Here is a 26,778-nt window from a genome sequence, read left to right on the forward strand (position 1 = left end):
GTATAATCGATTGAACAGAAAATGGAGGCAATAATGAATAAGCAACCTGAAATTACGGACAAAACAAGGCAAACATTTATAAATGTATTCTGTGATTTATATAGCCAAAAACCAATTGAAAAAATATCCGTTCAAGAGATTGCTAACCAATCAGGATATAATCGCAGTACATTTTATCAATACTTTACGGATATCTATGCGTTGTTGGACTGCGTTGAAGAGCGTGTCTTGAAATCCATTAACGAGGAAATGGCAAGCAGAGAGTTTTCTACACATACTTTCCAAGATGCACTTCAATGCTTGGAAAATGCAGAGGAAATTTCAGTTCTTAAAGCCCTCTTGGGCGACTATGGTTCTGTTCATTTTGTTGAACGCCTGAAAAGAGAAATTCCCTTTGAGAGATTGATTGTGGACTTTCCAACAAATGATGTCTTAGCACCATACATAATTGAGTTTTACATATCAACATTAATATCTATGTTTCGCCTTTGGATACGCAACGGCAAAGATCTATCGTCGGAAGAATTGGTCAAGTTGGTAGATAGCCTATTTGCAAATGGGATAACACCGTATCATATCTTTGGCACGGTCAATCCGCGGCGCCCTGATTCGAATAAAAAGTAAGGGGACGAGGAACAGGCTGATGCTCATATGCTATTTGAATGTCCTTGAGAGTAACTCCCTTTGACTTCAGAAGCTCAAGTGCTTCCTTTACTTCGTCATCATTTAGAACTAGAGGGATTTCCAAAACGGAAATACCTTCTTGTCCTCTAATTTCAACTTGGTTGACTCTTCTATTTTTTGGAGAAGCTCCCGGTTCAATTTTAGCAATCACGTTAACGCATGGAAGAGTAAGGGAATGAATCTGGGAAGTAGCTGGTACTATGATTTACCATATACTCAATTCATGATCTGCATGATAGAATCAGGTAATGTACAACCTGTTGATACGATAAGGCAGCATGGGTTGATTCTTAGAGAGATTGGACGGAGTAATGGATGAAACAAAGAATTATTGACATGTCCTCACTTATTGTGGGGGCTTTCTTGTTTGCACTGGCAGTGAATTTATTTGTCATCCCCAATGATCTGGGCGAAGGCGGGGTTACGGGGCTTACGATTATTTTCTACTATTTGTTCGGTTGGTCGCCAGGGCTGATGAACCTGATCCTGAACGGGATTCTGCTCGTTGTTGGCTACAAGTTCCTGGATAAGAAAACAATGGGCTATACGATTATTGCTGTGGTGCTTAATTCGATTTTTCTGCATTTGACGGAGGGTTGGAGCATTGATTCCAATGAATTATGGATCAACACGATCTTCGGCGGCGTATTTGCCGGGGCTGGGATCGGCATGATTGTTCGCGTGGGCGGTACAACGGCGGGGAGCGTCATTCTGGCTCGGATCACTAATAAATATCTGGATTGGAACATCAGCTACGGGCTATTGTTTTTTGACCTGATTGTAGCCTGCTCGTCTTTTTTCATTATTGGGGCCAAAGGTTTGATGTGTACGATTATATTGCTATTTACCGCCACCAAAGTGATGGAATTTATCATTGAAGGACTCAATCCCAAAAAGGCAGTTACCATCATTTCTACCAAGCAGGATCATATTGCGCGCCATGTGGTTGAGAAGATGGATCGCGGGGTAACCGTGCTGTCTGGCTACGGCTATTATACGAAGGATTCCAAAGAAATTCTGTATATTATTATCAGCAAGAAAGAAGTTTCTATGCTCAAAGAAATCGTACGCGCCGAGGATATGAATGCATTTATTACCATCCAGGATGTTCGCGATGTCTTTGGGGAAGGCTTCCTTGAGCTATCCAAGTAACCGTTACAAAACGGATTTGTTCAACACGTGAAAAGCCGCCTCCCCTCTTACAGAGGGGAAGCGGCTTTAAGCTTTACTCGAATGATTTCCGTTATATCTATCCGCTAAATCCAGTCCCACCCCGAGCGACTGGGCTTTCTCCACCCAGTAGGCTGCTGTTGCTATATCGAACACGGCCATTCCCATTGGGCAAAATAAAATAGACTCACCCTCTGCAAATTTCCCCAGAGCGTCCCTGCAGACGACATCGGCCAGCGAACATGTATCATTCTTCGTAAGTCCCCGCTCCAGGTGCAGCAGCTCGATATCGGTGTTTTCACGGCATACCTCATCCCAATCATCGACGACGATGCCCTGTATTTGCTCCAGAGCCGATACTTTATAGTCGCGCAGGGACACATCAAGCAGCAGGCTGCCGGCAAGAGGCGGCTGGTCGATGTAACGGTGATCGCTAACGGTGCACGTTATGATGACATTGCAGCTGCTGTACAGCTCCTGCCAGCTCTCAGCGAACCGTGTACGGCCGCGATAGTCTGCATCTGCTTCGTCTATAACATGCGTCCCCAGCTTGGCTCCTCTAATATCGTAGATAAGAACCTCTTCAATACATTCCCCGAACAGCTTGCCGCACATGTCATAATGATGCTGTCCAACCGGTCCAAAACCAATGATGCCAACCCGTATCCGCCCTTCGGCAGGGCGCGCCTGCAAATAATGGCGCAGCATGACTGCACTTACGGCAACCGTCCTGGCCACACTCGGCAGTGGCGAGTTCAGAATGGCGTAAGGCACGCCTGTATCGACCTTATTAAGCAGCAGCACGCTATGCGCTCTCGGCAGTCCGCTTAACGTATTGCCGGGAAAACTGGCGATCCATTTCAGGCCCGCCGCTTGCACGGTACCCCCAACATAAGCGGGCATCGCGATAATGCGGTTAGCCGGATTGCCGTAGCGGAGGTAAGGCTTGATGGGCTGCGCATAATCGCCCGAACCCAATAGCCGTAGCGCCTCCACGATGCAGCTCTCCAGCTCCTCCCAGCACAACCCGATAGCCTGCAGATGGTTATTGTCCAAATAAAGCATGGGTCTGCTCCTTTCTATTTACAGAGATCACTTTACAGAGAACCGGCGTTTAGATGTTGCGCTACCCATTCATCATTGTACACCGTATCCATATAACGCTCGCCGCGATCATGGAGGATTACGACGCATACCGAATTATCCGGTATTTCGTGGAGCAAAGCTTCTTTAAGGGCATAAACGACTGCGCCTGAAGAAGGACCAGCGAGGATGGCTTCATGCTGCACCAGCATGCGGCAGCCCGTTACCATATCGGCTTCTTTGACCTGAATGGTGTTGTCCGTAAATTTGCTTTGGTTAAATGGGGGAACGATGCCGGCGCCAAGGCCGGGGAAGAAGCGCTTGCCTTTCGTTCCGCCAAGAATGACACTGCCAACGGCGTCGACAGCGACGATTGTAGTATCCAGCTGCTGCTCCTTGACGAAGGTGGCGCAGCCCAGCATCGTCCCGCAGGTGCTGACACCGCCTATAACATAATCGACATGACCCAGCTCGGCGATAATTTCCCGCATTGTCCCGTCTTTATGAGACAAATAGTTGTTTTCATTCTCATACTGGTTGGGCCAGAAGCTGTTCGGGATGCTCTGAACGAGCTGTCTGACCCTGTTCAGCCTGGCTGGAAGGAACTCGCCGGTTTCAGGGTCAGGCTGCTGCACAAGCTCGACATCGGCCCCATAAGCACGCATGATGCGAATGTTTTGGGGTGCTGTTTTTGGATCGACAACGCTAATGAAGCGCATACCCAGTCGGGAGCAGATGGCTGCCAGGCTGATCGCCATATTGCCCGAGCTGGATTCGATAATGACCGAGCCGGGACCGATTAAGCCTTGCTCCAGCGCTGCCGAAATAATACGCATAGCGGGGCGATCCTTCGCGCTTCCGTTCGGATTTAGCATTTCAAGCTTGGCGTGGACGGCAATGCCGCGATCGTTGGCGAAGAGGCGGGAGAGCCGAACAAGTGGGGTGTTGCCGATGCAAGAAAGCCAATCTTTGGTCATGGATGACATTACGCCTCCTAGTTATATAGTTTTTTGGACTTCACGGAGCCTTGCCCTTGGTGAAAAGACTCACTTTTTTTCACATGAATAACCTCAATACGATTGAGTATACGGCTGTCGATCATTTGTCCGATAGCTTCAATCGTATGCTCGATCGCATACCGGATGGAGCTCAGCAGCTCGTTATTGAGCGAATCGCTGCGAATGCGGACGGTTAGCTTGTTGTCGTCTACGCTGACGCGCAGCTCGGCATCCTTGACGAAGGTATGCACAACATTCTCGATGTCGTACAAGCTGATTTTCTCGCCATGCTTGAGTTCGCTGCCGATTCGCTTGGAGATGCAAGTGAACGCCTGCCGCATCGTCCCGTCAATCTCTACGGTGCGGAAATCTCGCACAACATCGTAGGTAACATAACGGATGACAGGGAACAGGCTGCGTTCGCTGGAGGTTAGTACGAGCACTCCCTCGTTGTCTGCCAGCGGCTCGAAGCGAGGATCAAGCTGCTCGGCGCGGACCGTCTCCGCGTGGATCCCGTCAGCGAACAGATAGACGCCATGCTGGTGGGAATAGGAGGCAATCGCACCTATCTCGATGGAGCCAACCGTATCGAGAATATCCTGTGCATCTATGCCGAATCGCGCTGCCATATTGGCCTGCCAGGCGGGTGAAGCTAATTCTCCGACGAGAATGATTCTACGGATGCCAAGTGACGCGGGATCCCCGGCGGCTCGGGCAATGGCTTCCAGAATGGAAGGCATCGTGTAGAGCAGCTCGGGCTTGAATGCGTTAATTCGGGCGATATGCTCTTCAATGGGTCTGGAGAAGGAAATCGACTCTGTCTGCAGGCCAAGCTCGTGAAAAATCGAATTGGCCGTGCTTGCCGCATGACCGGTGCCTACATCAGAAAAAGCTCTTTGTATCTGCAAAGGGCTGGATGCTAGCCACGTACGATAGCAGGTCATTTTGGCAATCCGGTAATGCTCTTCGTCTTCTGGTGAATAATAGATCGATTTACGTATGCCGGTTGAGGTTCCAGATGTCCGGTAGACGGTAAGGCCAGTCTCTGTGCGCGGCTCCTGCTTGTAATAGATTGTATTCAGAAGTTCCTCGGTAAGGAGCGGGAGTTCGGACAAAACTGCAGTATGAGGCTGGATGCCCAGCTCTGCAAGCAGATCGCCATAGGCGGGATGCAACTGAATGATGCGAGCCAAATGCTGTTGAAGCGAAGGGGTAAGCGCCATATCGCTATTAAGCCTCCTAAACATAGTAGTGGATGCAGCTCTTCCAACTGCTAGTCAATTAAGCATATGAAAAATCCTTTCATCCCGTGCCGACAGCGGCCTACACCATTTTTTTTGTTCGGAACGTATGCTGGAGTAAAAGGGAAATGGAGGGATAGCATGAGGTTTCGTAAGAAGGATAAATGGACCAAGGACGTGATTATGCGAAAGGAGGAAATGCTGCGGAAGCATATGCCGCCGACAAGAATCGCCACGAAGGAGCAACTGCATGACATGCTTTTGAAGCACGGAATGGTCTACGTGAAGCCAGATGGCGGGACGCAGGGAAAGGGCGTCATGAGGGTGGAGTTGAGCAAAGTCGGAAAGCGGAGATATATTTATCAGATTGGCGAGCGCAGGCGGGAATTCGCAACCTATGACAGGGCTTATGAAGCTATAAGCAAGGAGATGAAGGGCAAGCGGCATGTCGTTCAGAAGGGGATTTGGCTGCTTAAGCATAAAGGGCGTCCATTCGATATCAGGCTCATGATTCAACGGCGGCCTAGGGGTGGCTTTGAAACGACCGGTACTTTCACCAGAGTGGCACATCCCCGCAAAATCGTGACGAATGGAAGCCAGGGAGGCACGATTTATGCAACCGATGACGTATTGCGCCAATTTGCCGGAACCGCAAAGCGTAAGGAATTGTATCGCCGCATGGACGATCTTGCGCAACGGACCATAAAGCGGCTGCGGGGCAGATTCACTGAAATTAAGGAGCTTGGCCTCGATTATGCTATCGACAGCAGCCTGAAGCCATGGATTCTTGAGGTGAACACGTTGCCGGATGCGGCTCCGTTTACGCTCCTGAAGGATCAGAGCATCGTCCGGCGGATTGTCCGATACGGCAAAGCATACGGCAAAACTTATAAGCTAGTTTGCAAAAAAGCCAAGCGTGGCATATAGATGCCAAAATTATGGCGTTAGAACTAAAGATGACGACAGCACGCTTAACGAAACCTCGCCCTCGGCGAGGTTTATTGCTGTATGCGCCGATAATAAACCAAAATTATAATATATTATTTTTTTACCAAGAGAAACGAGATATCATTAACACCAGGCGTGGACTCCAATGGCATGTTCAAACAATCGCATATTCCATCTTCATTGACGTTAAATTCGATCAGAAACTGGGCATCGTTTTGTTTATCGACTACAGCCAGGCAGATAAATCAGTTACATTGGAAATAATAGACCCGGCAGGGCCTTGTGTATCTAGATCGGTGAATGGTATCTCGATGATCTCATCACCAACTGCAGTGTAGGGCATTGCGTAATTGTCCATATGCTGCAAATCCTCGACGGAGAAGAGAGTGGAGGACATTTCAAGCGGTTCAAAGATCTTTTTCTTTACCCATTCTTCCCATGTCATCCCTGTTTGCTGTTCGATGAAAAAGCCTATTAATACATACATGATGTTGGAATACTGCCACACATAACGGATGGGGAGATTAGGATCGAGAAATCGAAGACTTTCGGCAATTTCTTCTCGTGTGAGGGTTGTATTGTGAAGAACCATATCATGCCTCGGCAGTCCAGATCGATGACAGGCAATATCGCGTAAAGTTAAATGATCTGTAGCATAAGGATCTTGCATTTGGAATGAAGGCCAGTACTGCTTAATAGGGGTGTCCCAGTCTATATTTTGTTCATTTAATAATATGGAGAGAGCCATGGCTGTGAATGATTTTGTCGAAGAAGCAATGGGGAATAATGTTTCTGTATTTACAGGAAGTTTCTCTTTCATGTTTCTTTCACCAAAACCTGAAGAAAACAGAACCTGATTTTTTTGCACCACGGATATGGCGATTCCCGGGATGTTCCATTCTTTTCGCAATTTATCGATCCAAAAGCTTATCAATTTGAACACAGCGGAATTCATCGGCACCTCTCCCATCACAAATGCTCTTTATTAATAAATATACAATAATTTACAAAAAGTCAAATTATTATCATATTACAACTAGGGTCATAGCTGTGATACATACTTCCATTATCCTGAGGTTTCACGCCTAACGCGAATGCACCTTCTCACCCTGCACCCACACCTCGCGGATATGCTCAGGTCTAACCAGATATATCATTTTCTGAAACACGTCGTCCAGGTTCTCATTTTCATTAAAAATCGGCAATTTGGCGGATGGCAGCTTCGTATCGATCACTTGTACATCCCAAGCATAATTCTCTTCAATCCGGCCGATGGGCAGGCTTAAGCCCTCACCACCGCCGGCAGTAGCCAGATAGAATGCTTCATGGACTGTAATGCGTGATCCGGGCACGCCGCGCTCACTGGCCGGAAGGGAGATGTTCACACCATCCTCCAGCATTCTTGAAGAGATGACCGCTTGTCTGATGTTATCGTACAGGCTAGGCGAGAAGCCTCCCGAAATATCGGAGCCTAATCCGATCTCGACGCCTTTGGAATGAAGATGAGCGATCGGGATGACGCTATTGGCAAAATACGCGTTTGAGATGGGACAATGGGCAATAGCCGTTCCTGTCTCGGCAAATAAATCTGCATCATGATCATCAAGGAAATTGCAATGAGCCATGACGGATTTATCTCGTAGTAGGCCAAAATCATTCAGGGCAAAGGCATCGTTCTTCTGGAAACGATCCTGTACATAACCGTGCGCCCAGTCGCTCTCGCTGCAGTGCGATTGAACGTACGCATCGTATTTGGCGGCAAGCTCTCCGAGGCCTTTTAGGGCTTCGTCGGTACAGCTTGGAATGAACCGCGGTGTTACTACCGGGTAAACGCCTTGTTTTGTGGATTTAGCTAGCTCCTGTACAGCAACAATGAATTCTTCCGTATCTACGAGTGCCGTGTTGGTGTCGACATCGCGATAATATTCCGGGTTTTGCTCGGGATCATCCATGACGACTTTGCCGACGAGTCCGCGCTGGCCTTTGTCGGCACATATTTCAGCCAGCAATAAACTGGCTTCTTTATGCACAGTTGCAAAATAAAGCGCCGTTGTTGTTCCGTTAGCGAGAAGGTTGCTTACCACATCGTCGTAGATCTTTTTTGCAAAATCCAGATCCGAGAATTTAGACTCCAGCGGGAAGGTGTACGTATTTAGCCAGTCGTAGAGCGGGATGTCCAATGCGGTTCCGGACTGGGCCCATTGCGGCGCGTGGACATGCAAATCGATAAAGCCAGGCAGGAAATACTGGCCGTCAGCCAGTCGATGGAAGTTGGGTTTGCCTTGATAACGATCCAGCAAAGGCTGATAGTCGGAATCTTCCGGTGCAACGATTTTTGCTATGACTCCGTCCGCATGAATACAAAATAGATAATCCTTAAGGATTTGAATTTCTTTGGGGGATTTACTGGAAAAAGCAGTGCCTTGAAATATGTGCATATAATTATCCATAAATACCGCCTTAATGTACGTATTTTAAATGTATTTTGTATTATAGTTCGTTGAACAGGAGAAGTCTATGATCAAAAAACGGATAGTTTCGACTCTGCTATTATGATAACCTTTTATTAGTAGCTAGGCTTACCGCAAGATGATGAGGGGCCTAGGAATTAGTTTAAGTCAAAAGGAGCAAATAAAGATGCAGTTCGCGAAAAGAATGGATCGGTTTGGTGAAGGCATTTTCACTAAATTATCGGATATAAAACGCAGCAAATTGGAACGGGGGGAAACGGTAATCGATCTGAGCATCGGCACGCCGAATATTCCGCCGGGCAAGCATATCATCGAAGCTTTATGTACGGCCGCCGCTGATGAAAGGAACTATGTGTACGCTCTCAGCGACCAAAGCGCTTTGTTGGAGGCGGTAAGCGACTGGTATCGGGAGAGATATGAGGTAGAGCTGGACCCCAAGACGGAGATTTGCTCGCTACTCGGTTCACAGGAAGGGCTGGCGCATATTTCATTGTCCATCGTGGATGACGGAGATGTCGTGCTGGTACCGGATCCCTGCTACCCGGTGTTCGCAGACGGGCCGTTGCTGGCGGGAGCGAAGCTTCACTATATGCCGCAGAAAAAAGAAAACGGCTATGTGATCGACTTGCGGGATATTCCCGAACATGTAGCGCGGCAGGCTAAGCTGATGCTGGTGTCCTATCCGAATAACCCAACCACCGCTATGGCGCCGGACAGTTTCTACGTCGATCTGATCGCCTTTGCGAAGAAATATGATATCATCGTTCTTCATGACAACGCTTATAGTGAATTAGTGTTTGATGGTAAAAGCTGCGGCAGCTTTCTCTCTTTCCCTGGCGCGAAAGAGGTCGGCGTCGAATTTAATTCCTTGTCTAAAACCTATGGGCTGGCTGGGGCAAGAATCGGCTTTTGCGTGGGAAATGAGGAGGTTGTCTCTCGCCTGAAAATACTGAAGTCGAACATGGACTATGGCATGTTTCTGCCAATCCAGCAAGCAGCGATTGCCGCGATAACGGGGGATCAGAGCGGCGTAGAGACGACGCGCAAAGCTTATGAGCACCGAAGGGATATTCTTTGCGATGGGTTGAATGCGCTCGGATGGAAAATAGATAAGCCGGAGGCAACGATGTTCGTCTGGGCGGCGATTCCTTCCCATTATGAGACATCCGAAGATTTTGTCATGGACATGGTTACCAAAGCCGGGGTCATTATTACGCCGGGCAGCGCCTTTGGCCCTTCGGGTGAAGGATATGTACGAATGGCTTTGGTTCAAGATGAAGAGAACCTGAAGCAGGCGGTCGATGCGGTTCGCCAAAGTGGGATTTTAAACGTGTAGCAATCGAGAGTGGCCCGAGGGGCCACTCTTTTTTTTAGTAGAGCGTAGGAATTGGAGGGCATGAAACCGCGTTAATCAAATCGGGGGAAAATCCGTAGAATGTCCAGAATGCTCCCGTCCATCGATATCCAGAAACCTCCCCATACTCCACCCGTGTTGGATAATACCAGAAGCTATCTCCGTTCCATAGCCAGACATAGGTGTATTGATATACGCAGTCAATGATATAAGAGACATACGGCTTTGGCGGGATATAATTGGGGGGAGGGGCCAGAGCCTGACCGATTGATCTTTGAGAACTCGACTGAGGTTTAAAGGTCAATGGAATACACTCCTTGCATATTTTTTGTATATGTTACGTGGGTAAATGACCAAATGATTGGGCAGTTGCGGAGAGTCAGCTATATTAGCTTCTAACAAATAATTAACCTATCTAAAGTGCGTCCTTTAAAATAGACCGATACTATTGAAAGAGTCCTGGAATCGAAGCGGTGGCCGGCGATTTTCGGTGCGGATATGTAGCGCGGGACGGAAAATAGGGCCGGAACTGTAGTGAGTAACATTGGACCACTGAACATAAAATACCCCTGTACCAAAGCGCTTGCTTTACGGTATAGGGGTGGTAAATGCATTTATTTCTTTTGATTTTATGGAAATTCTCATATAAGTTGGACAAAGCCCTTTAAATAATTCAGGATCTGTCTATCTATATCGAGTACTCATTGACTTCAAAGTGCAGAATCCTGTCGAAGATCACATAATCTGTTCTCTTACTAAAGGGGCCTATATTATTATTGTACAGATTTATTGCAAATTTAGCAGGTCCTGAGCCAGTGTCCCTTGTATCGTACCAATCAAGAAATGAGTTTACATCAGAGATAGGGAGGTCATATTCTTTTTCGAGGCCGGTTGTCATGGTTATAACCAAAATGGCACGATTACCAGTCGGTCTCGGATCAGGTATTGTAGGTTCCTCAGGTATTGTAGGTTCTTCAGGCTCTGAAGGCTTTTCAGGCTCTGTAGGTTCTCCAGGATCAGGTATCACGGAAGAATTATCAACAATGCCGAAAGTTACTTCAGACAGAGACGCCCATGATCTTTGCGCATTTACATAGATTCTTATTCCCTCATAAAATCCTTTCTCCACGTCGATGGGTTCCAAAATTCTCGTCTCAGTTTTTGCGTTTACCGTTCTTGTTGTTACTGGGCTAATTTGGATCCATTCGGTATCTTTTAACCCATAAATTGTATAATCGACTTGGCTTTCAGGGGTAGTTTGTGCAGCTAACTGTACGAAACTCATCTCCAGAGCGTAAGGGAAATTTATTGTAATAGAAGCAGGACTACCTGTAGCATTCCATATTGTATCGAGATCTTTATCTAACACTCTACTAGCTACTGCGTTACCATATACACTACTAGCTGTGGCTGTTGTGCCAACAGGTGGTACCGCTCCTTCCATACCCGGAATCATAGGGTAGGTTGGCGTCTCACTCACTTCAGATGAAATATGTATTATATCAGTACCTACTTTAGCTTCAATCATATAATAGTATGTTTTATCGTTAGTCAAATTCTTGTCTGTATATTTATTGTCACTTAAAGTGGCGATTGTTTTATAAGGCCCTCCAGGATTTTCAGATCTCTTAATTGTGTATGAGGTAGCTCTACCCATGTGGTCCCATGACAAAGAAATTTGAGAAATATATGGGACTAACTTAATATTCTCAATAATATGATCTGAAACCAATCGTCCAGATGTATCAACATCAATTGCATCCAGTTCAGCGTATAATGAATCAGTAGTTTTGAGCTCAACTTTATGTAAACCATAGCTAAGATCTAGTTTTTCGTAAACTAGATATTGGGTTCCTGTAGGTCTTTTGAGGCTTATGTTTTCGGAAACATTATCTATCTTGATATTTAGATTCTCAGTATGGCTGGTAGTACCACTTGTAATCAGTCTGATTTTGGAACCATAAAAATAGAAGTTTATTGTTTCTCCAGAAGTTGTAGTTAATTTTGTACTATTATTGTAATAAGTCGACCCGCTGTAGTTGTACCAGCCATTTGAATAATTAATTGCTGGATCCTTGTCATCAAATCGATTCCACCCTTGTTCCGGAGCTGATAGTTTATCTCCTACTGAAGCTGCATATACATTTGAATATATGCTAAGAAACAGAACACTAAACAAGACGAACGATGCTATTTTTTTCAAATAATTTCATCCTTTCAATATTATGTATATGTACCGCCATTATTCTAACAAGTTCAGGATAAATAAACCATGTAATAACAGGGTTTAATTACAACATATCCTAAATAGGGTTTGATTAGTTTGGTATATTAACGGAAGCAAGGTAATGTGGACTAAAGATCAGTGTCGAATTTGTTGATCAAACCTGGGTTGGAGCGGAAAACAGAAAGGAGGATTCTGACATTGAAAAAAAGTGTTGAATGATCTCGTACAGCCAGTAGTAGATCTTTAGACATCAGAGCATTTTGTCATGGCCATGTTCCCCAAAGCTGGGGTCATTGTCACGCCGGGAAGCGTCTTTGGCCGTTCGGGCGAAGGATACGAAGGGCGTTGGTTCAATATGAAGAGAACATGATGCAGGCGGTTGACGCGGTTCATCAAAGCGGAATTTTAAATGCAGCATCAAGAGTGGCCTGAGGGGCCACTCTTTTTATATATAACTAGGAATTTTATTTTATGTTTCTTGGTCTTCTATCTTTTTTTATAAAAGCTTCTTTCTTATCAATGGTTCTTCGGATTGCAAACAAATGTCTATCCATTAAGTTCGCATTGAAAGTTTTGATCGTTAAATCTGCAATAAAATAGCCTAATATAATAACGATAAAAATCATGGTGAAAAAAACCATGTCTGGAACATTATCTGCGGGGTATAAACTAGAAGTTATAGCGAAAACAGCAATTAATAAACTGAATAGTGTGAGTAAATTAGACAAATAGTTTGAAAATTGATTGTTTTCAGTATATCTTGTACGTTTTATAGATATTTCTGTCTCGAGATCTTTTAGGGAACTCAAGTTAAATCCATAGTAATATTGTAGAAACCTCTTGTTAGTTGTAGATAATGTGAACTCTATCTTGGAAGTAGATAGTCCTTTAATAAATTTATTGGATGGTCTCCTAAGATTTAGATGAACCCATTTAAAATTTGAAAAGTCAATCAGAGTAAATAATAGAAGAGCAAGAATGAAGGATCCAAATATTGTGATAATACTAATCATAAAACTTCTCCTTTTTCTTCTGCGAGTTAGAGAGAAATTAATTTTTAAAAGGCATATTTAGCAACAATTTTAAAAAATGGAATCCAATTGCTCACAAATTTGATGTTACTTATCACATTTATCTCCTCACTTCTCAAACTCCCTGCTCACCTCGGCCAAAGCCGCTCCAATGACTTGGTGCATGTCGTAGTATTTGTAGGTGGCAAGGCGTCCCCCAAAAATGATGCGTTGCTCGCTGTCGGCTAGCGCTTTGTATTTCCTGTAGATTTCATTGTTTTTATCGTCATTGATCGGATAATAGGGCTCGTCGCCCGGCTTCCACTCGGTCGGGTATTCCTCCGTGATGACCGTTTTGTCCTGCGTGCCGAACTCAAAATGCTTATGCTCGATGATCCGCGTATACGGCGTCTCCGGGTCCGTGTAATTGACGACGGCATTGCCTTGGTAGTTGGCCGTATCGTGCAGCACCTTCGTTTCGAACTGCAGGCTCCGGTATTCGAGTACGCCGTATTCGTAATCGTAATATTGGTCGATCATACCGGTATACACGACTTTATGGGCGCATTGGAGCCAGTCTTCTTTGCGATCAAAAAAATCGACATTCAGCTTGACCTCGATACCCTCCAGCATCTTTTCGATGATCGTCCCATAACCGCCGATCGGAATACCCTGGTAGCGGTCATTGAAGTAGTTGTTGTCATAAGTGAAGCGGACGGGGAGCCGTTTGATGATGAAGGAAGGCAAGTCCTTGGCCGATCTTCCCCATTGCTTCTCGGTATAGCCTTTGATCAGTTTTTCGTATATATCGGTTCCGACGAGCGAAATCGCTTGTTCCTCCAAGTTTCTCGGCTCGGTGATGCCGGCGGCCTGCCTTTGCTCCTCAATTTTGAGCTTGGCTTCGTCCGGGGTGACGACCCCCCACAGCTTATTGAAGGTGTTCATGTTGAAGGGCAGATTATATAACTCCCCTTTATAATTGGCGATGGGTGAATTGGTGTACCGGTTGAATTCGGCGAATTGGTTCACATAATCCCATATGGCCTTGCTGTTCGTGTGAAAAATATGAGCCCCGTACATGTGTACGTGGATGCCCTCGATTTCTTCCGTATACACGTTTCCGCCGATGTGGTTTCTTTTGTCGATGACTAGGCATTTCTTGCCCTTCTTGTTCGCTTCATAGGCGAAGACCGCTCCGAACAGACCCGCGCCAACCACTAAATAATCATACATGTCCATACTCCCTTGATCGATCGTTATTTCACATCTTAGCATAAATTGAAGGCCGTGAACTACAGCTTGTCCGAAGAAGGTAAGGGATTGCCATAAAGTGAAGTATGCTATACTATCAATGCAATCGGGTTAGGTAGAATGACCCTGGCATACAGGGCGAAATTCAGCACAGCTACCATTGGCTAAGGAGCGACCGGAAATAGGGGGTTAGCCGAATTGAACACAGAGGCATTGGAGTATTTCATCAAGGTATATGAGAAAAATAGTGTTACAGCGGCAGCGAAAGACCTGTTTATTACCCCTCAGGGAGTAAGCAAGACCATCAGGCAGCTGGAGATGGAGCTGGAAGCCGAATTATTCTACAGAAGCTCCCGCGGGATGGAAGCGACCAAAGCTGGCGAGCTCCTATATGCCCGGGCTAAACATATACATTATTTGATTGAGGACATCAAGAAGGAAATCAGCATCATTAGCGGAAAAAAAGGCAGCTTGAACGTGGTGATTACATATTCCATAACATCGATTTTACCCGTGGACCTTTTATATCATTTCTCTAAGGAATTCCCTGATATTCAAATCAAGCTTAAAGAGTATCCCGATGAGTATCCCTTAACCCAGATATTCCAAGAGGAAGTGGATGTCGGCCTGGTGATCGGCACGGAAGACATCGAGAATTGCGAATTTGAATTGATTGCGGAAGGTCAGGTCGTAGTCATCGTCTCGCGAAACCACCCATTAGCCAGCAAAGATGAGATATCCGTTACCGAACTGGCCAGCGAAACTCTGGTCGTTAAAACGGCAGGCGAGGGGAAGGAAAACAGCTTTATTGAGAAATGCCTCGAGCAGGGATTCTCGCCCCATGTCATGCATGAATTCGGCAATATCATATCCGCCCATAGATTATGCGAGAGAAATGGAGCGGTGGCCATTTCTATTGACTTTGTGGAAGAGTCGCTCAATAATGATAACTTAAAGCTGATTAGACTGAAGGAGAAGATTCCTCAGGATATTTATATGGTCTCTAGAAAGAGAGGCATTCAGTCTAAAGCCGTGGCCTTATTTCAAAGATACGTCAAGGATCGGTGCAAGTCGTTTTGATGGGAGGAGCCTTCCGTCAGGACGGCTTTTTTTAGTAGTCAACTAAAAGTTGCCACCCCCTAACGTTTGGTTGATTCTATATTCATCCTGTATACGTTAAGCTTACATTGCAATCAACAAGAACGCTTATCCATGATTTATAACTCATGAAAGCGTTTCAAAATAACTAGATGGGGGCAAGAAATTCTATGTCTGGTAAGTCTAAGAAAAAGTTCCGTATTATCATGAGTTCTCTGCTGGTATTCGTATTGCTTATCGGCACAGGGGCTAACATTGCACTAGCCTACTACTCGGATGTTATCACGGCGTATTTTTCAAAGATCGATATCACAACGCCAGAAGCGCAGAAAGCGCGGGCTAATTCTGAAGTGGTGTCGGAGCTGATTACGGATGAAGGGATCGTGCTTCTCCAGAATCATGATGGCATGCTGCCGATGACGGCAGACAAAAAGGTCAATGTGTTTGGATGGAGCTTTACGGCGCCTGTATACTTGGGCTCTGGCTCCGGTGCGGCAGACTCTTCCACGGCTGTAACGCCAAAGGCTGGTCTGGAAGCAGCTGGTTTTGAGGTCAACGAGCAATTATACAACGATTACGTAGCAACCGGCCTTGAAAGACCAGTATCAGGAATTGAGGGATATGACTGGACGATTCCAGAACCTGTGGCTTCCGAGTTCTACACCGAGGAAAGAATGAAGCAAGCAACCGAGTTTTCGGACACAGCGATTATCTTCCTTGCCCGTGCGGGCGGAGAAGGGACAGACCTTCCGGCGGTATTGGACGGTCCGGATACCTATGATCCGAACGGAACCACGATGGGGCCAAGCGGAGAACGCTTCGGTAATCCTGACGATTTGGATCCTAATAAACATTACCTGGAGCTGTCCAAACGGGAGCTTGGCATGATCGATGCGGTTACGAAGCATTTTGACAAAATCATCGTCATCGTGAACGGTTCGAATACGTTTGAACTGGATTGGGTTAAGAAATACGACCAAATCAAGAGCATCGTGACGGTCGCTGGACCAGGACAAAAAGGTTTTGCTTCGCTGGGTAAAATTCTAGCGGGACAGCTCAATCCGTCGGGAAAAACGGTGGACTTGTTCGCGACAGATATGCTTGATGCGCCAGCGATGAAGAACTTTGGCGATTTGCGTTATGTGTTGGATAACGGTGACGGTACATATGCTGTAGCCGTAGATAAAACGAATGTTCCTTTGACTTACGTGAATTACACCGAGGGGATTTATGTAGGCTACCGCTACTACGAGACTGCAGCAGCAGAAGGTGCGATCAACTATGACGAGAAAGTCATGTTCCCGTTCGGGCATGGGTTAAGCTACACGACATTCGAACAAGAGGTTGTTGCAAACAGCTTAAACTGGAATGATACAGACATTTCGGTCGACGTTAAAGTGACGAATACAGGATCCATGGAAGGTAAAGAGGTTGTACAGCTTTATTATTCCGCGCCTTACACAGGTAAAATTGAGAAGTCCTCCGTCGAGCTGGCCGCTTTTGCCAAAACGGGCGTGATTAAGCCAGGCGATTCAGAGACGGTGACCCTTACGTTTAAAGTAGAAGATATGGCTTCTTATGATTACGCTAAAGTATTCAGCCAAACCGGTTCTTATGTTCTTGAAGCCGGCGAATATAAACTCTTGCTCATGAACAACTCGCATGACAAAATCGCCGATGTTGGTTCGAAAAGCTTGACGCAAGTGGTATTTGACCAGAATGGCCGTTCTTCGGATCAGCAAGTGGCTGTCAATCAGTTTGATGATCTCGTGACTGGGGAAGGCAGCATTCAGACATATCTTTCTAGAGCAAATGGTTTTGCGAATATGGATGTTCTGAACACGAATGAAAACCTCCAGGTAAAGAACGCTGAAGGCGCTGTTGAGGAAGTAAGAGGCACGGTCGTGAACGCTGCATTCGTCGACTATATTAACAGCAAGCGTTACGACATTCCTGCGGACGAGCAGCAGAGTCCACCGGCGACTGGAGCGAAGAATGGAAAGACGTTAAAGGATTACGTGGGTGTCGATTATGACGATGCAAGCTGGAACGAGCTGCTAGACCAGCTATCTGTTCATGACCTTGTTTCGATCGGGACGCTTGGCGGTTACCGGACTGTCGAAGTGGCATCCGTCGGCAAACCGGCAACGACAGACTACGATGGACCAGCGGGCATTAGCGCTCTCTTGTCCAAGAATCCGATGTCCGGAATCGCCTTCCCTTCGGAGACGATGCTCGGACAAACCTGGAACATTGAACTCGTCGAGAAAATGGGCGATGCCGTAGGCGCAGAAGCGAAAGCATACGGAGTAAGCGGCTGGTATGCACCAGGCGTTAACATTCATCGCACCGCATTTTCCGGAAGAAACTTCGAGTATTATTCCGAGGACGCTCTTCTTTCCGGTAAGATGTCCGCCGCTGTTACAAAGGGCTACCAAAGCCATGGCGGATTTGTCTACATGAAGCACTTTGCACTTAACGATCAGGAGAAGAATCGTACCCTAGGCATTCTAACCTGGAGCAACGAACAAGCGATCCGTGAAATCTACCTGAAAGCATTTGAATATGCGGTGAAGGAAGGTGACGCTAAAGGTGCGATGTCTTCATTCAACAGCATTGGACATACATGGGCAGGTGCAAGTCCGGCTCTCATGAAAGAAGTGCTCCGCCACGAATGGGGTTTCAAAGGGATCGTTAATACGGACTTCTTTATTGGTCCTGCTTATCCTTATATGACGGCTGAACTTGCCTTCCGTGCAGGCAACGATATTCTTCTTACCGGGGTTGCACCGTACGGTGTTCCGGAAGTCAATGCCAAGAGCAATGATACATTATGGGCAATGAGAGATAACGCTCACAATGTGCTGTACACCGTAGCGAACAGCAACGGGATGGAGAATGGAATGAGTACGGATTTAGCGGATTGGGTGAAGATTACGATTGCAGTAGATATCCTTATCGTGATTGGTGTTGGCGCTGGCTTCTACTTCTTATTCCGCAGACGGAAACCTGCTGTTACAGCAGCAGCTTAAATTAAAATTCAATTTGAAAACATTTTGGCGGTACTCTACAGAGGGTACCGCCAAAAATAAAAGGAAGAGACGATGAAACATACTGAACTTATAAAGAAAATGACGCTGGAAGAGAAGGCATCTTTGATGTCGGGCAAAGATTTCTGGCAGACGCAGAATATTGATCGACTGGGCATTCCTAGCATATTCCTTGCAGACGGCCCGCATGGCATTCGCAAGCAGCAGGCCGCAGCCGATCATTTAGGGTTGAATGAGAGTATTCCTGCGACATGCTTCCCGACGGCGGCGGCAGTTGCTAATAGCTGGAATGTAGAATTAGGAGAGCGTCTCGGAGAGCACTTAGGGAAAGAGGCGGTTGCCCAGAAGGTCAACGTGCTGCTTGGCCCGGGGGTCAATATGAAGCGCAGCCCCTTGTGCGGGAGAAACTTTGAATATTTTAGCGAAGATCCCTACCATGCCGGCAAAATGGCTGCGGGGTATATCCGGGGAATTCAATCGCAAGGCATTTCGGCTTGCGTAAAGCACTTTGCCGCGAACAACCAGGAAGAAAGACGGATGTCGATCGATACGATCGTGGATGAGAGGACGCTAAGGGAAATTTATTTGACGGCCTTTGAGATCGCGGTTACAGAAGGCAAGACGCAGACGGTCATGTCTTCTTACAATAAGCTGAATGGCGAATATACAAATGAGAATCTGCACTTAATGCGGGAAATCCTCCGCGACGAATGGAGTTTCCAGGGGATTGTCGTCACCGATTGGGGCGGAAGCAACGATCGCGTAGCAGGATTGATCGCCGGCAATGAGCTTGAAATGCCGACGACGGCGGGAGAGACGAATGAAGATATCATTCAGGCCGTGCGCACTGGGAAGCTGAAAGAAGAAGTATTGGACGAATGCGTCGACCGGCTGCTTGAGCTTATTTTTTCTACGGAAGAAATCTATAAGAAATCCGCTAGAAGAGGATTTAATATGAAAGAGCATCACAGGGCAGCCCAGGAGGCAGCCGAGGAATCGATTGTGCTGCTCAAGAATGAAGGAAATATATTGCCGCTGGAGACGGGCGTAAAAGTAGCGGTCATTGGCGATTTCGCGCAAAAAGCGAGATATCAGGGAGCCGGGTCATCGATCGTCAACCCGACGATTCTGGATCATACTCTAGATTGCCTGGGGGAATCGGGCATCGTCAGCGTTGGTTTTGAGCCTGGATTTGAGCGTTACGGAAAGAAAAACCAGCGAAAGATCGATAAAGCGTGCGCCCTCGCCGAGAAGGCGGAAGTTGTTCTGCTGTATATGGGCTTGGATGAAGTAACGGAGGCGGAGGGGCTCGACAGGCAGAGCATGAAAATCCCGCAGAACCAGATCGATCTACTTCACGCCCTGCATCATGTGAACTCGAATATTGTGGTCATTCTCTCCTGCGGCTCTGCGGTAGAAATGCCATGGATAGATAAGGTGAAGGGACTTATTCACGGTTATTTAAGCGGTCAGGCAGGCGCAAGAGCCATTCTTCGGGTATTGTCCGGCGAGGTGAATCCTTCCGGCAAATTGGCGGAAACGTATCCCCTCCGCTATGAAGATACGCCGGCCTACCGTTATTTCCCGGGCAAGGAAGTGAGCGTGGAGTACAGGGAAGGGCCGTATATCGGTTATCGGTATTATGATACGGCGAATGTGGAGGTTCTTTTCCCGTTCGGCTATGGGCTCAGTTATTCCACCTTTGAGTATTCGGAAATGCAAATCATTCCTGAAGGCGTAGCGTTCAAGATTACGAACACCGGAACTAGGGCCGGGTCGGAGGTAGCGCAGCTTTACGTCGGCTGCAACTCGGCTGACATTTTCAGACCAAGGAAAGAATTAAAAGGATTCGCCAAGGTATCGTTACAAGCGGGCGAGACAAGAACCGTGCTGATCCCTTTTGACGATAAGACCTTCCGTTATTTCAATGTAAAAACAAACAAATGGGAAATTGAAGAAGCCGAGTATGAGATTATGATCGGTGCATCCAGCGTGGATATCCGGTTGAAGGGTGTCCATGCCGTTCAAGGAACGAACGCTCCACTGCCGTATGACAAGGAGAAGCTGCCATCGTATTATTCCGGACAGGCTGGCAAGGTTAGCCAGGAAGAATTCGAGAGCCTTCTCGGGCACAAGGTTCCCGCAGCGGCTTGGGACCGTACGAAGCCGATTGGTTACAACGACACGATTGCCCAATGCCAATATGCCAAAGGCGCTTTTGCCAGATTCGCATTCCATTTAATCTCTTTCGCTCATTGGTTCTTATGGAAGATAGGCAAACGGAGCACTGCCAATTTGATCATGATGTCTGTCTATCATATGCCGTTTAGAGGAATTGCTAGAATGACCGGCGGCATCATGAATATGCCGATGCTGGATGGGCTGCTGATGGTAGTGAACGGCCAGTTTTTCAAAGGCTTCCGGCACTTCTTCAGAGAGAGAGGCAAAATGCTGAAGGTCGCTAAACAGAACAATTAAGTCTTGCATCAGCGACAGAGGAGTGGAAAAATGAGTTCTAAAAAAAATATAGCCGGCCCGATGGGGCTGTGGACCAGATATAAGGAAAAGCACCCCAATATTGCGCAATTTCTAGTATTCTTTATACTGAGCAATGGAATCACCGTTTTGCAGCTTGTCTTAATGCCTTTTTTCAAAAGCTTGTTCGCCAAGACGGCGCTAGTGAGTACAAGTTTTCAAATTTTACAGTTCGGGCACAACTTTGATGGAAGCGCCTATTATGTGTTCGACTATGCAGCTGGCGCTCTTGCATCCGGCGGAGGTGGAGGTCTTGCCTACTTCCTGGCGGTGCAAATCACCTTGGCTATCGCCCAAATTATTAACTTCTTCGCCCAGCGGAGCATTACGTTCAAATCGAACAGCAACATTTGGCAAGCGGCCTTCTGGTACGTCTTAGCTTATATCGTGATCACCATTGGAGCGGCTGCGGCTCAAGGCTTCTATAAGGCGCCTATTTATAACCTGTTCATAAATACTTGGGGAATGGGCGCCGTAGGGGAAACGACGGCGGATGTGATCACGATGATTATTAACAGCGCGATTTCGTTTTGGGTGTTCTTCCCGATTTTCAAAGTCATTTTCAAACAAAAATCATAGGGTAGTGTTAGCATGAAATTATTATCCGTAGTCATCCCTTGTTATAATTCACAGGATTATATGAGATACTGCATTGAATCCCTTCTGCCAGGAGGGGAGGATGTCGAGCTGTTGATCGTCAATGATGGATCTGCCGACCGCACAGCGAACATTGCCGACGAATACGCCAGGCGGTATCCGACGATTGTCAAAGCGATCCACCAGGAGAACGGCGGACACGGAGAGGCGGTCAATGCCGGCCTCCGGAACGCAACGGGATTGTATTTCAAGGTCGTAGACAGCGATGATTGGGTAGACGTCCGGGCCTATCTGAAAATTCTACAAACCTTGCAAGATTTACAGAATGAAGACAAAACCGTTGATATGGCGATCAGTAATTTTGTCTATGAAAAGGAAGAAGCCAGCTACAGGAAAGTCATGAAGTATCATCATGTGCTGCCAGAGGGAAAGATATTTTCCTGGGACGAGGTCAAACCGCTTCGCAAGGGGCAATATCTGTTGATGCATTCCTTGTTATATCGGACGCAATTGCTTAAGGACTGCGGCTTGGAGCTGCCGAAGCATACCTTCTATGTCGACAATTTATTCGTATATGTGCCGCTGGTGCATGTGAAGAAGATGATTTATATCAATGTTGATTTCTACAGATATTTTATCGGCCGGGAAGATCAGTCCGTTCAGGAGAGCATCATGATTAAGAGGATCGATCAGCAGCTTAAAGTCAACAAACTGATGATTGAGCAGGTGGGGATGGACAGCATTCCCCACCCTATCCTTCGTAGCTATATGTTCAGTCATCTCGAGATTGTAACGGTGGTATCAGCGATTCTTCTGATCCGTTCCGGGACGGCTGAGAATCTAGCGAAGAAGAAAGAGCTGTGGAAGTTTATTAAGGATACGGATATCCAGTTATACCAGGAGCTTAAATACGGATTTATGGGAAGGCTGATCCATTTGCCGGGACGAGCCGGCCGGCTGATTTCGGTCGGAGCTTACAAAATATCACAAAGATTAGTTGGGTTTAACTAACAGAAAAAGCAGGAGCCTGAAGAGGCATCCTGCTTTTTTTAAGATATAAGTACCGGAGTCTTTCGTTTCTTACAGCATTTGGTGTGCTATAGAATGTGTATAGATAATATAGTAGAATATTTTAAAGCACGTCATACCGTCCAATACACTGAAGAGGAATAGAGATGAAGTATAGAGAATTGATTGCGCAGATGACGTTGGAAGAAAAAGCTTCATTAATGTCAGGCAAGGATTTCTGGCAAACGCAGGACATCAGCCGGCTGGGCATACCCAGCATGTTTCTTGCGGATGGACCGCACGGCATCCGGAAACAGGCCGTGGCCGCAGATAAGCTGGGCCTGAATACCGGGGTTCCTGCCACCTGTTATCCGACGGCAGCGACTGTAGCCAACAGCTGGAATGTAGAGCTGGGGGAAAAGGTAGGAGAGTATTTGGGGGAAGAAGCGATCTCCCAGAAGGTTAATGTCCTGCTCGGCCCTGGCGTGAACATGAAGCGTAATCCCTTATGCGGAAGAAACTTCGAATACTTCAGCGAGGATCCGTATCTAGCCGGCAAGATGGCTGCCAGTTATATTAGAGGCATTCAGTCGCAGGGAATTTCCGCTTGCGTCAAGCATTTTGCCGTGAACAATCAGGAAGAGAGACGGATGTCGATCGATACGGTCGTCGACGAAAGAACCCTTAGGGAAATCTATTTGACCGCCTTCGAAATTGCAGTTAAGGAAGGCCGGACGAAGTCGATCATGTCTTCCTATAATAAAATAAATGGTACATACGCAAATGAGAATATGCATTTGATGCAGGATATTTTGCGTGGCGAATGGGGTTATCAAGGCGTCGTCGTCACGGATTGGGGCGGAAGCAACGATCGCGTGGCAGGGCTCTTGGCCGGCAATGAGTTGGAGATGCCGACGACGGCCGGGGAGACTGATCAGGAAATCGTTCAGGCCGTGCAAAGCGGAAAAGTTCCGGTGGAAGCTCTGGACGAATGCGTGGATCGGCTGCTTGACCTTATTTTTGCTACGGAGGCCGTTTATCAGCGCCCTCGGCTGGAGTTCAATGTGGAACAGCATCACAGGGTGTCACAGAAGGTGGCCGAAGAGTCTATCGTACTCCTTAAGAACGAGGGCGGCATTCTGCCGCTTAAGTTCGGCAAGAAGGTGGCTGTCATCGGCGATTTTGCCAAAGACGCACGATATCAAGGGGCGGGGTCATCGATCGTTAACCCGACGATTCTAGATCATACCTTGGATTGCTTCGAGGAATCAGGGATTGTCAGCATCGGCTTTGAGCCTGGCTTTGAGCGCTACGGCAAGAAGGACTCGCGTAAAATCGCCAAAGCATGTGCGCTTGCGGAGAAAGCGGATGTCGTGCTGCTGTACCTCGGACTGGATGAAGTAACGGAAGCTGACGGTCTAGACAGGCAGAGCATGCAGATTCCGGAGAACCAGATCGACTTGCTCCACGCATTGCACGAGGTGAATCCGAATATTATCGCCATCCTCTCCTGCGGCTCTGCGGTCGAAATGCCCTGGATCGGCAAAGTGAGAGGATTGCTGCATGGATATTTGGGAGGGCAGGCAGGAGCGAGAGCTATCCTTCGGGTATTATCCGGCGACGTCAATCCTTCGGGCAAGCTGGCCGAGACGTACCCGCTCCGTTATGAGGATACTCCCTCGTATCGCCATTTTCCCGGCAACGAATTGACGGTCGAATATCGCGAGAGTATCTTTATCGGTTATCGTTATTACGATACGGCGGATATCGGTGTGCAGTTTCCTTTTGGATACGGCCTCAGTTATACGACCTTCGATTATTCGGATATAAAAGTCGGAAAAATGGGGGTCACCTTCACATTAACCAACTCGGGTGACCGGGCCGGCATGGAAGTTGCGCAGCTGTATGTCGGTTGTAAGTCCAGCGATATATTCAGGCCTCGCAAAGAGTTAAAGGGTTTTGTTAAAGTATTTATCAATGCCGGTGAATCCAAGACGGTGACGATTCCTTTTGATGACAAGACTTTTCGCTATTTTAATGTGAAGACGAATGAGTGGGAGATCGAGGAAGCGGAGTATACCATCTTGATCGGTGCCTCCAGCGCCGATATCAGGCTGGCCGGCTCCCTCCAAGTAATGGGAACGGGGGCGCCTGTTCCTTATGAGAAGGACAAGCTTCCGTCTTATTACTCGGGCAAGATCAGAGATGTTGGCGTTAATGAGTTTGAGCATCTGATCGGACGCCAGGTGCCGGTTGCGACTTGGGATAGATCCAAGCCGCTTGGCTATAACGATACGATCGAGCAGTGCCAATATGCAAAGGGAGCCATTGCTAGGCTGGCCTATCATTTGATTGTGTTTGCATATTGGTTCCTGAGAAAAATCGGCAAGCGGAGCACCGCAAATCTGATCATGATGTCCGTTTACCATACGCCGTTTAGGGGAATCGCCAGAATGACAGGCGGCGTGTTGAATATGGCCATGGTGGATGGCCTGTTGATGATGGCTAACGGCCGTTTCTTCAAGGGCTTGAGCCATTTCATGAAGGAGAGAAGCCGTAAAGTGAAGGCTGATAAGCTGCGGTGGCAGAACAATGGGCAATGATTCAAATATGAGCAACGGGCTATAATAGCCCGTTGTTTTTTTATGCCAATTTTGCTGAAGGAAAAATACAGGTGGCCGAAACTTAAGCGGATAGTACTTTTTCAGATCGACATATATGCTTGTGATATTACCTTGACAGTCATAGTACTTTTTTATATTATAGCCAGGGGGTGACTTACTTGAACGGAAAAATTTCATCCGATTTACTGAGAGGCCATACTGACACGATTGTCCTGGGGATTTTGATGAACGGGGATAGCTATGGGTATGAAATATACAAAAGAATCATAGAGAAAAGTGAGGGCTTGTACGAATTAAAAGAGGCGACGCTGTATTCCAGCTTTAGAAGGCTGGAGCAGGATGGAAGCATTGCTTCGTATTGGGGAGACGAAACCCAAGGCGGAAGAAGAAAATATTATAGCATTACCGAAACGGGAAAAGCTGTATACAGGCAGAACAGGGAAGACTGGGATTTCACGAAAAAAATCATCGATAAATTAATAACAGGGGAGGAGCGCTGATTTATGAAGAGAAGAATCGAGCAATACGTAGACGATTTATTTGCCGATATTTATGAAACGAAACAGTTGGGCGAACTGAAGGAAGAGATTCGCGGTAATTTATTGGAGCAGGTCAATGATCTTATGGCCAAGGGCGACAATGCCAATGCCGCCTTCGAAAAGGCGGTATCCAATTTGGGGGATATGAGCGAGCTGGTGGAAAGCTTGAAGAAAGCCTCCGAGACGAGATTTAATGAGGCGATGTTCAAACCCGTTCCGCTGGATAAGCAGCATGTCATCGCATATTTGATTGCTTCCGTGTGCGTATTGCTAGGATTGATGCTTGGCGGGGCTGCCTATCTCCAGTATCAAGATTTATTCAAGACGTTTATCTATCTCATTCCGTTTATTTTAGTTGCCGCCCCGATATTTATCTATTTCGGCCTTACGCAAGAAACATCGCATGATTATGGCATGAAGAGCAAACGCGCCTTATCTTACAGCGTGGCAGCCGAAATTTTCCTTCTAGGTGCCACGGTGTCGGGCGTAAAATATTTTCAGGAGCAAAGCCTTCTCCACATTGTTCTGATTTTTATGCCATTTCTCGTCGTGTCAGCCGCGATGTTCATATACTTGGGACTGACAGAGAAGAGCAGAACGAAGATGGACTCCGAATGGGCGAAGCAATGGGTCAGCTACTATAGCGATCCGCAGTCGGTTCTCGTTAGCGGAAGTATTTCAGGCGCATTGTGGATATTCAGCTTTGGCGCATTCATTTTCCTTGGATTCGCTTGGAGTTGGAAGTTTTCCTGGATCGTATTTGTCCTTGCTGTCGTCTGCCAGCTTTTGATTGAGGCTTATTTTGCCGCCAAAAGAAACAAAAGGTATTCATAAATAACAATGCTGCATAATTCCTAAGTTGGTGCTTTGCTTTAGCCGATAATAAATAA

Annotated in this window: 19 protein-coding genes and 1 pseudogene; 13 read left to right on the top strand and 7 right to left on the bottom strand. The window is 46.8% G+C overall.

Features of this window, described 5'->3' with window-relative positions; translation table 11 throughout:
* The first annotated feature begins 33 nt into the window (after nucleotides 1-33).
* The 3 genes and pseudogenes from ACYUJT_RS18930 to ACYUJT_RS18940 all read left to right on the top strand — a co-directional run bounded on the left by ACYUJT_RS18930 (nucleotide 34) and on the right by ACYUJT_RS18940 (nucleotide 1,836).
* Complete coding sequence (locus ACYUJT_RS18930) at nucleotides 34-624, top strand: TetR/AcrR family transcriptional regulator (RefSeq protein WP_460325117.1); 591 nt, start codon at nucleotides 34-36, stop codon at nucleotides 622-624.
* Nucleotides 625-823: 199 nt separating this feature from the next.
* Nucleotides 824-904, top strand: a pseudogene (locus ACYUJT_RS18935) (1,4-beta-xylanase); the annotation flags it as partial.
* Nucleotides 905-999: 95 nt separating this feature from the next.
* Complete coding sequence (locus ACYUJT_RS18940; protein WP_460325119.1) at nucleotides 1,000-1,836, top strand: YitT family protein; 837 nt, start codon at nucleotides 1,000-1,002, stop codon at nucleotides 1,834-1,836.
* A 66-nt stretch (nucleotides 1,837-1,902) separates the two neighbouring features.
* Here ACYUJT_RS18940 and ACYUJT_RS18945 read toward each other — a convergent pair whose 3' ends face one another.
* The 3 genes from ACYUJT_RS18945 to ACYUJT_RS18955 are packed head-to-tail and all read right to left on the bottom strand — an operon-like array spanning nucleotide 1,903 to nucleotide 5,158.
* The gene (locus ACYUJT_RS18945; protein WP_460325121.1) at nucleotides 1,903-2,919 is read right to left on the bottom strand and encodes a 2,3-diaminopropionate biosynthesis protein SbnB; all 1,017 of its coding nucleotides are present in this window, start codon (nucleotides 2,917-2,919) and stop codon (nucleotides 1,903-1,905) included.
* Between the two features lie 32 nt (nucleotides 2,920-2,951).
* Nucleotides 2,952-3,914: a 2,3-diaminopropionate biosynthesis protein SbnA gene (gene sbnA, locus ACYUJT_RS18950; RefSeq protein ID WP_460325123.1), complete on the bottom strand. Its 963-nt coding sequence runs from the start codon at nucleotides 3,912-3,914 to the stop codon at nucleotides 2,952-2,954.
* A gap of 17 nt (nucleotides 3,915-3,931) precedes the next feature.
* The gene (locus ACYUJT_RS18955; RefSeq protein WP_460325125.1) at nucleotides 3,932-5,158 is read right to left on the bottom strand and encodes a phenylacetate--CoA ligase family protein; all 1,227 of its coding nucleotides are present in this window, start codon (nucleotides 5,156-5,158) and stop codon (nucleotides 3,932-3,934) included.
* 159 nt (nucleotides 5,159-5,317) lie between these two features.
* On the opposite strand from ACYUJT_RS18955, the gene ACYUJT_RS18960 reads away from it, so the two are divergent.
* Nucleotides 5,318-6,103 carry a YheC/YheD family protein gene (locus ACYUJT_RS18960; protein ID WP_460325127.1) on the top strand — a complete coding sequence of 262 codons (786 nt, stop codon included), beginning with the start codon at nucleotides 5,318-5,320 and terminating at the stop codon, nucleotides 6,101-6,103.
* Between the two features lie 247 nt (nucleotides 6,104-6,350).
* Here ACYUJT_RS18960 and ACYUJT_RS18965 read toward each other — a convergent pair whose 3' ends face one another.
* Nucleotides 6,351-7,079, bottom strand: a complete 729-nt coding sequence (locus tag ACYUJT_RS18965; RefSeq protein WP_460325129.1) for a serine hydrolase domain-containing protein — start codon at nucleotides 7,077-7,079, stop codon at nucleotides 6,351-6,353.
* 130 nt (nucleotides 7,080-7,209) lie between these two features.
* Nucleotides 7,210-8,574: a guanine deaminase gene (guaD, locus tag ACYUJT_RS18970; RefSeq protein WP_460325131.1), complete on the bottom strand. Its 1,365-nt coding sequence runs from the start codon at nucleotides 8,572-8,574 to the stop codon at nucleotides 7,210-7,212.
* 187 nt (nucleotides 8,575-8,761) lie between these two features.
* Between guaD and ACYUJT_RS18975 the strand changes: the two genes are divergently transcribed.
* Complete coding sequence (locus ACYUJT_RS18975; protein ID WP_460325133.1) at nucleotides 8,762-9,931, top strand: aminotransferase class I/II-fold pyridoxal phosphate-dependent enzyme; 1,170 nt, start codon at nucleotides 8,762-8,764, stop codon at nucleotides 9,929-9,931.
* A 706-nt stretch (nucleotides 9,932-10,637) separates the two neighbouring features.
* On the opposite strand, the gene ACYUJT_RS18980 is transcribed toward ACYUJT_RS18975, so the two are convergent.
* Together ACYUJT_RS18980 and glf are read right to left on the bottom strand one after the other, a co-directional pair.
* Nucleotides 10,638-12,152, bottom strand: a complete 1,515-nt coding sequence (locus ACYUJT_RS18980; RefSeq protein ID WP_460325135.1) for a hypothetical protein — start codon at nucleotides 12,150-12,152, stop codon at nucleotides 10,638-10,640.
* Between the two features lie 1,163 nt (nucleotides 12,153-13,315).
* Nucleotides 13,316-14,419: a UDP-galactopyranose mutase gene (glf, locus tag ACYUJT_RS18985; protein ID WP_460325137.1), complete on the bottom strand. Its 1,104-nt coding sequence runs from the start codon at nucleotides 14,417-14,419 to the stop codon at nucleotides 13,316-13,318.
* Nucleotides 14,420-14,635: 216 nt separating this feature from the next.
* Here glf and ACYUJT_RS18990 point away from each other — a divergent pair, with 216 nt between their 5' ends.
* From ACYUJT_RS18990 to ACYUJT_RS19025, 8 genes are all read left to right on the top strand, one after another.
* A complete protein-coding gene (locus ACYUJT_RS18990; RefSeq protein ID WP_460325139.1) occupies nucleotides 14,636-15,517 on the top strand; it encodes a LysR family transcriptional regulator in 882 nt (293 codons plus the stop codon).
* Nucleotides 15,518-15,705: 188 nt separating this feature from the next.
* Nucleotides 15,706-18,567, top strand: coding sequence for a glycoside hydrolase family 3 N-terminal domain-containing protein (locus ACYUJT_RS18995; protein WP_460325141.1), 2,862 nt, complete (start codon nucleotides 15,706-15,708; stop codon nucleotides 18,565-18,567).
* A gap of 72 nt (nucleotides 18,568-18,639) precedes the next feature.
* Nucleotides 18,640-21,063: a beta-glucosidase family protein gene (locus ACYUJT_RS19000; protein ID WP_460325143.1), complete on the top strand. Its 2,424-nt coding sequence runs from the start codon at nucleotides 18,640-18,642 to the stop codon at nucleotides 21,061-21,063.
* 30 nt (nucleotides 21,064-21,093) lie between these two features.
* On the top strand, nucleotides 21,094-21,699 hold the full coding sequence (locus tag ACYUJT_RS19005; protein WP_460325145.1) for a hypothetical protein: 606 nt from the start codon (nucleotides 21,094-21,096) through the stop codon (nucleotides 21,697-21,699).
* 12 nt (nucleotides 21,700-21,711) lie between these two features.
* Entirely contained in the window at nucleotides 21,712-22,728 is a 1,017-nt protein-coding gene (locus ACYUJT_RS19010) for a glycosyltransferase family 2 protein (RefSeq protein ID WP_460325146.1), read from the top strand.
* Between the two features lie 164 nt (nucleotides 22,729-22,892).
* Nucleotides 22,893-25,328, top strand: coding sequence for a beta-glucosidase family protein (locus ACYUJT_RS19015; RefSeq protein ID WP_460325149.1), 2,436 nt, complete (start codon nucleotides 22,893-22,895; stop codon nucleotides 25,326-25,328).
* Between the two features lie 179 nt (nucleotides 25,329-25,507).
* Nucleotides 25,508-25,849 carry a PadR family transcriptional regulator gene (locus ACYUJT_RS19020; protein ID WP_460325151.1) on the top strand — a complete coding sequence of 114 codons (342 nt, stop codon included), beginning with the start codon at nucleotides 25,508-25,510 and terminating at the stop codon, nucleotides 25,847-25,849.
* 3 nt (nucleotides 25,850-25,852) lie between these two features.
* Nucleotides 25,853-26,722 (top strand): permease prefix domain 1-containing protein, encoded by an 870-nt coding sequence (locus ACYUJT_RS19025; RefSeq protein WP_460325153.1) that lies wholly within the window; start codon nucleotides 25,853-25,855, stop codon nucleotides 26,720-26,722.
* The last annotated feature ends 56 nt before the right edge of the window (nucleotides 26,723-26,778 follow it).

It is taken from the genome of Paenibacillus sp. YSY-4.3, from assembly GCF_054767475.1.

Excerpts from the sequence above, each read along its gene's own strand:
- ACYUJT_RS18930 (WP_460325117.1), top strand. The coding sequence starts at position 34 with ATGAATAAGCAACCTGAAATTACGGACAAAACAAGGCAAACATTTATA.
- ACYUJT_RS18940 (WP_460325119.1), top strand. The coding sequence starts at position 1,000 with ATGAAACAAAGAATTATTGACATGTCCTCACTTATTGTGGGGGCTTTC.
- ACYUJT_RS18945 (WP_460325121.1), bottom strand. The coding sequence starts at position 2,919 with ATGCTTTATTTGGACAATAACCATCTGCAGGCTATCGGGTTGTGCTGG.
- sbnA (WP_460325123.1), bottom strand. The coding sequence starts at position 3,914 with ATGACCAAAGATTGGCTTTCTTGCATCGGCAACACCCCACTTGTTCGG.
- ACYUJT_RS18955 (WP_460325125.1), bottom strand. The coding sequence starts at position 5,158 with ATGGCGCTTACCCCTTCGCTTCAACAGCATTTGGCTCGCATCATTCAG.
- ACYUJT_RS18960 (WP_460325127.1), top strand. The coding sequence starts at position 5,318 with ATGAGGTTTCGTAAGAAGGATAAATGGACCAAGGACGTGATTATGCGA.
- ACYUJT_RS18965 (WP_460325129.1), bottom strand. The coding sequence starts at position 7,079 with ATGAATTCCGCTGTGTTCAAATTGATAAGCTTTTGGATCGATAAATTG.
- guaD (WP_460325131.1), bottom strand. The coding sequence starts at position 8,574 with ATGGATAATTATATGCACATATTTCAAGGCACTGCTTTTTCCAGTAAA.
- ACYUJT_RS18975 (WP_460325133.1), top strand. The coding sequence starts at position 8,762 with ATGCAGTTCGCGAAAAGAATGGATCGGTTTGGTGAAGGCATTTTCACT.
- glf (WP_460325137.1), bottom strand. The coding sequence starts at position 14,419 with ATGTATGATTATTTAGTGGTTGGCGCGGGTCTGTTCGGAGCGGTCTTC.
- ACYUJT_RS18995 (WP_460325141.1), top strand. The coding sequence starts at position 15,706 with ATGTCTGGTAAGTCTAAGAAAAAGTTCCGTATTATCATGAGTTCTCTG.
- ACYUJT_RS19000 (WP_460325143.1), top strand. The coding sequence starts at position 18,640 with ATGAAACATACTGAACTTATAAAGAAAATGACGCTGGAAGAGAAGGCA.
- ACYUJT_RS19005 (WP_460325145.1), top strand. The coding sequence starts at position 21,094 with ATGAGTTCTAAAAAAAATATAGCCGGCCCGATGGGGCTGTGGACCAGA.
- ACYUJT_RS19010 (WP_460325146.1), top strand. The coding sequence starts at position 21,712 with ATGAAATTATTATCCGTAGTCATCCCTTGTTATAATTCACAGGATTAT.
- ACYUJT_RS19015 (WP_460325149.1), top strand. The coding sequence starts at position 22,893 with ATGAAGTATAGAGAATTGATTGCGCAGATGACGTTGGAAGAAAAAGCT.
- ACYUJT_RS19025 (WP_460325153.1), top strand. The coding sequence starts at position 25,853 with ATGAAGAGAAGAATCGAGCAATACGTAGACGATTTATTTGCCGATATT.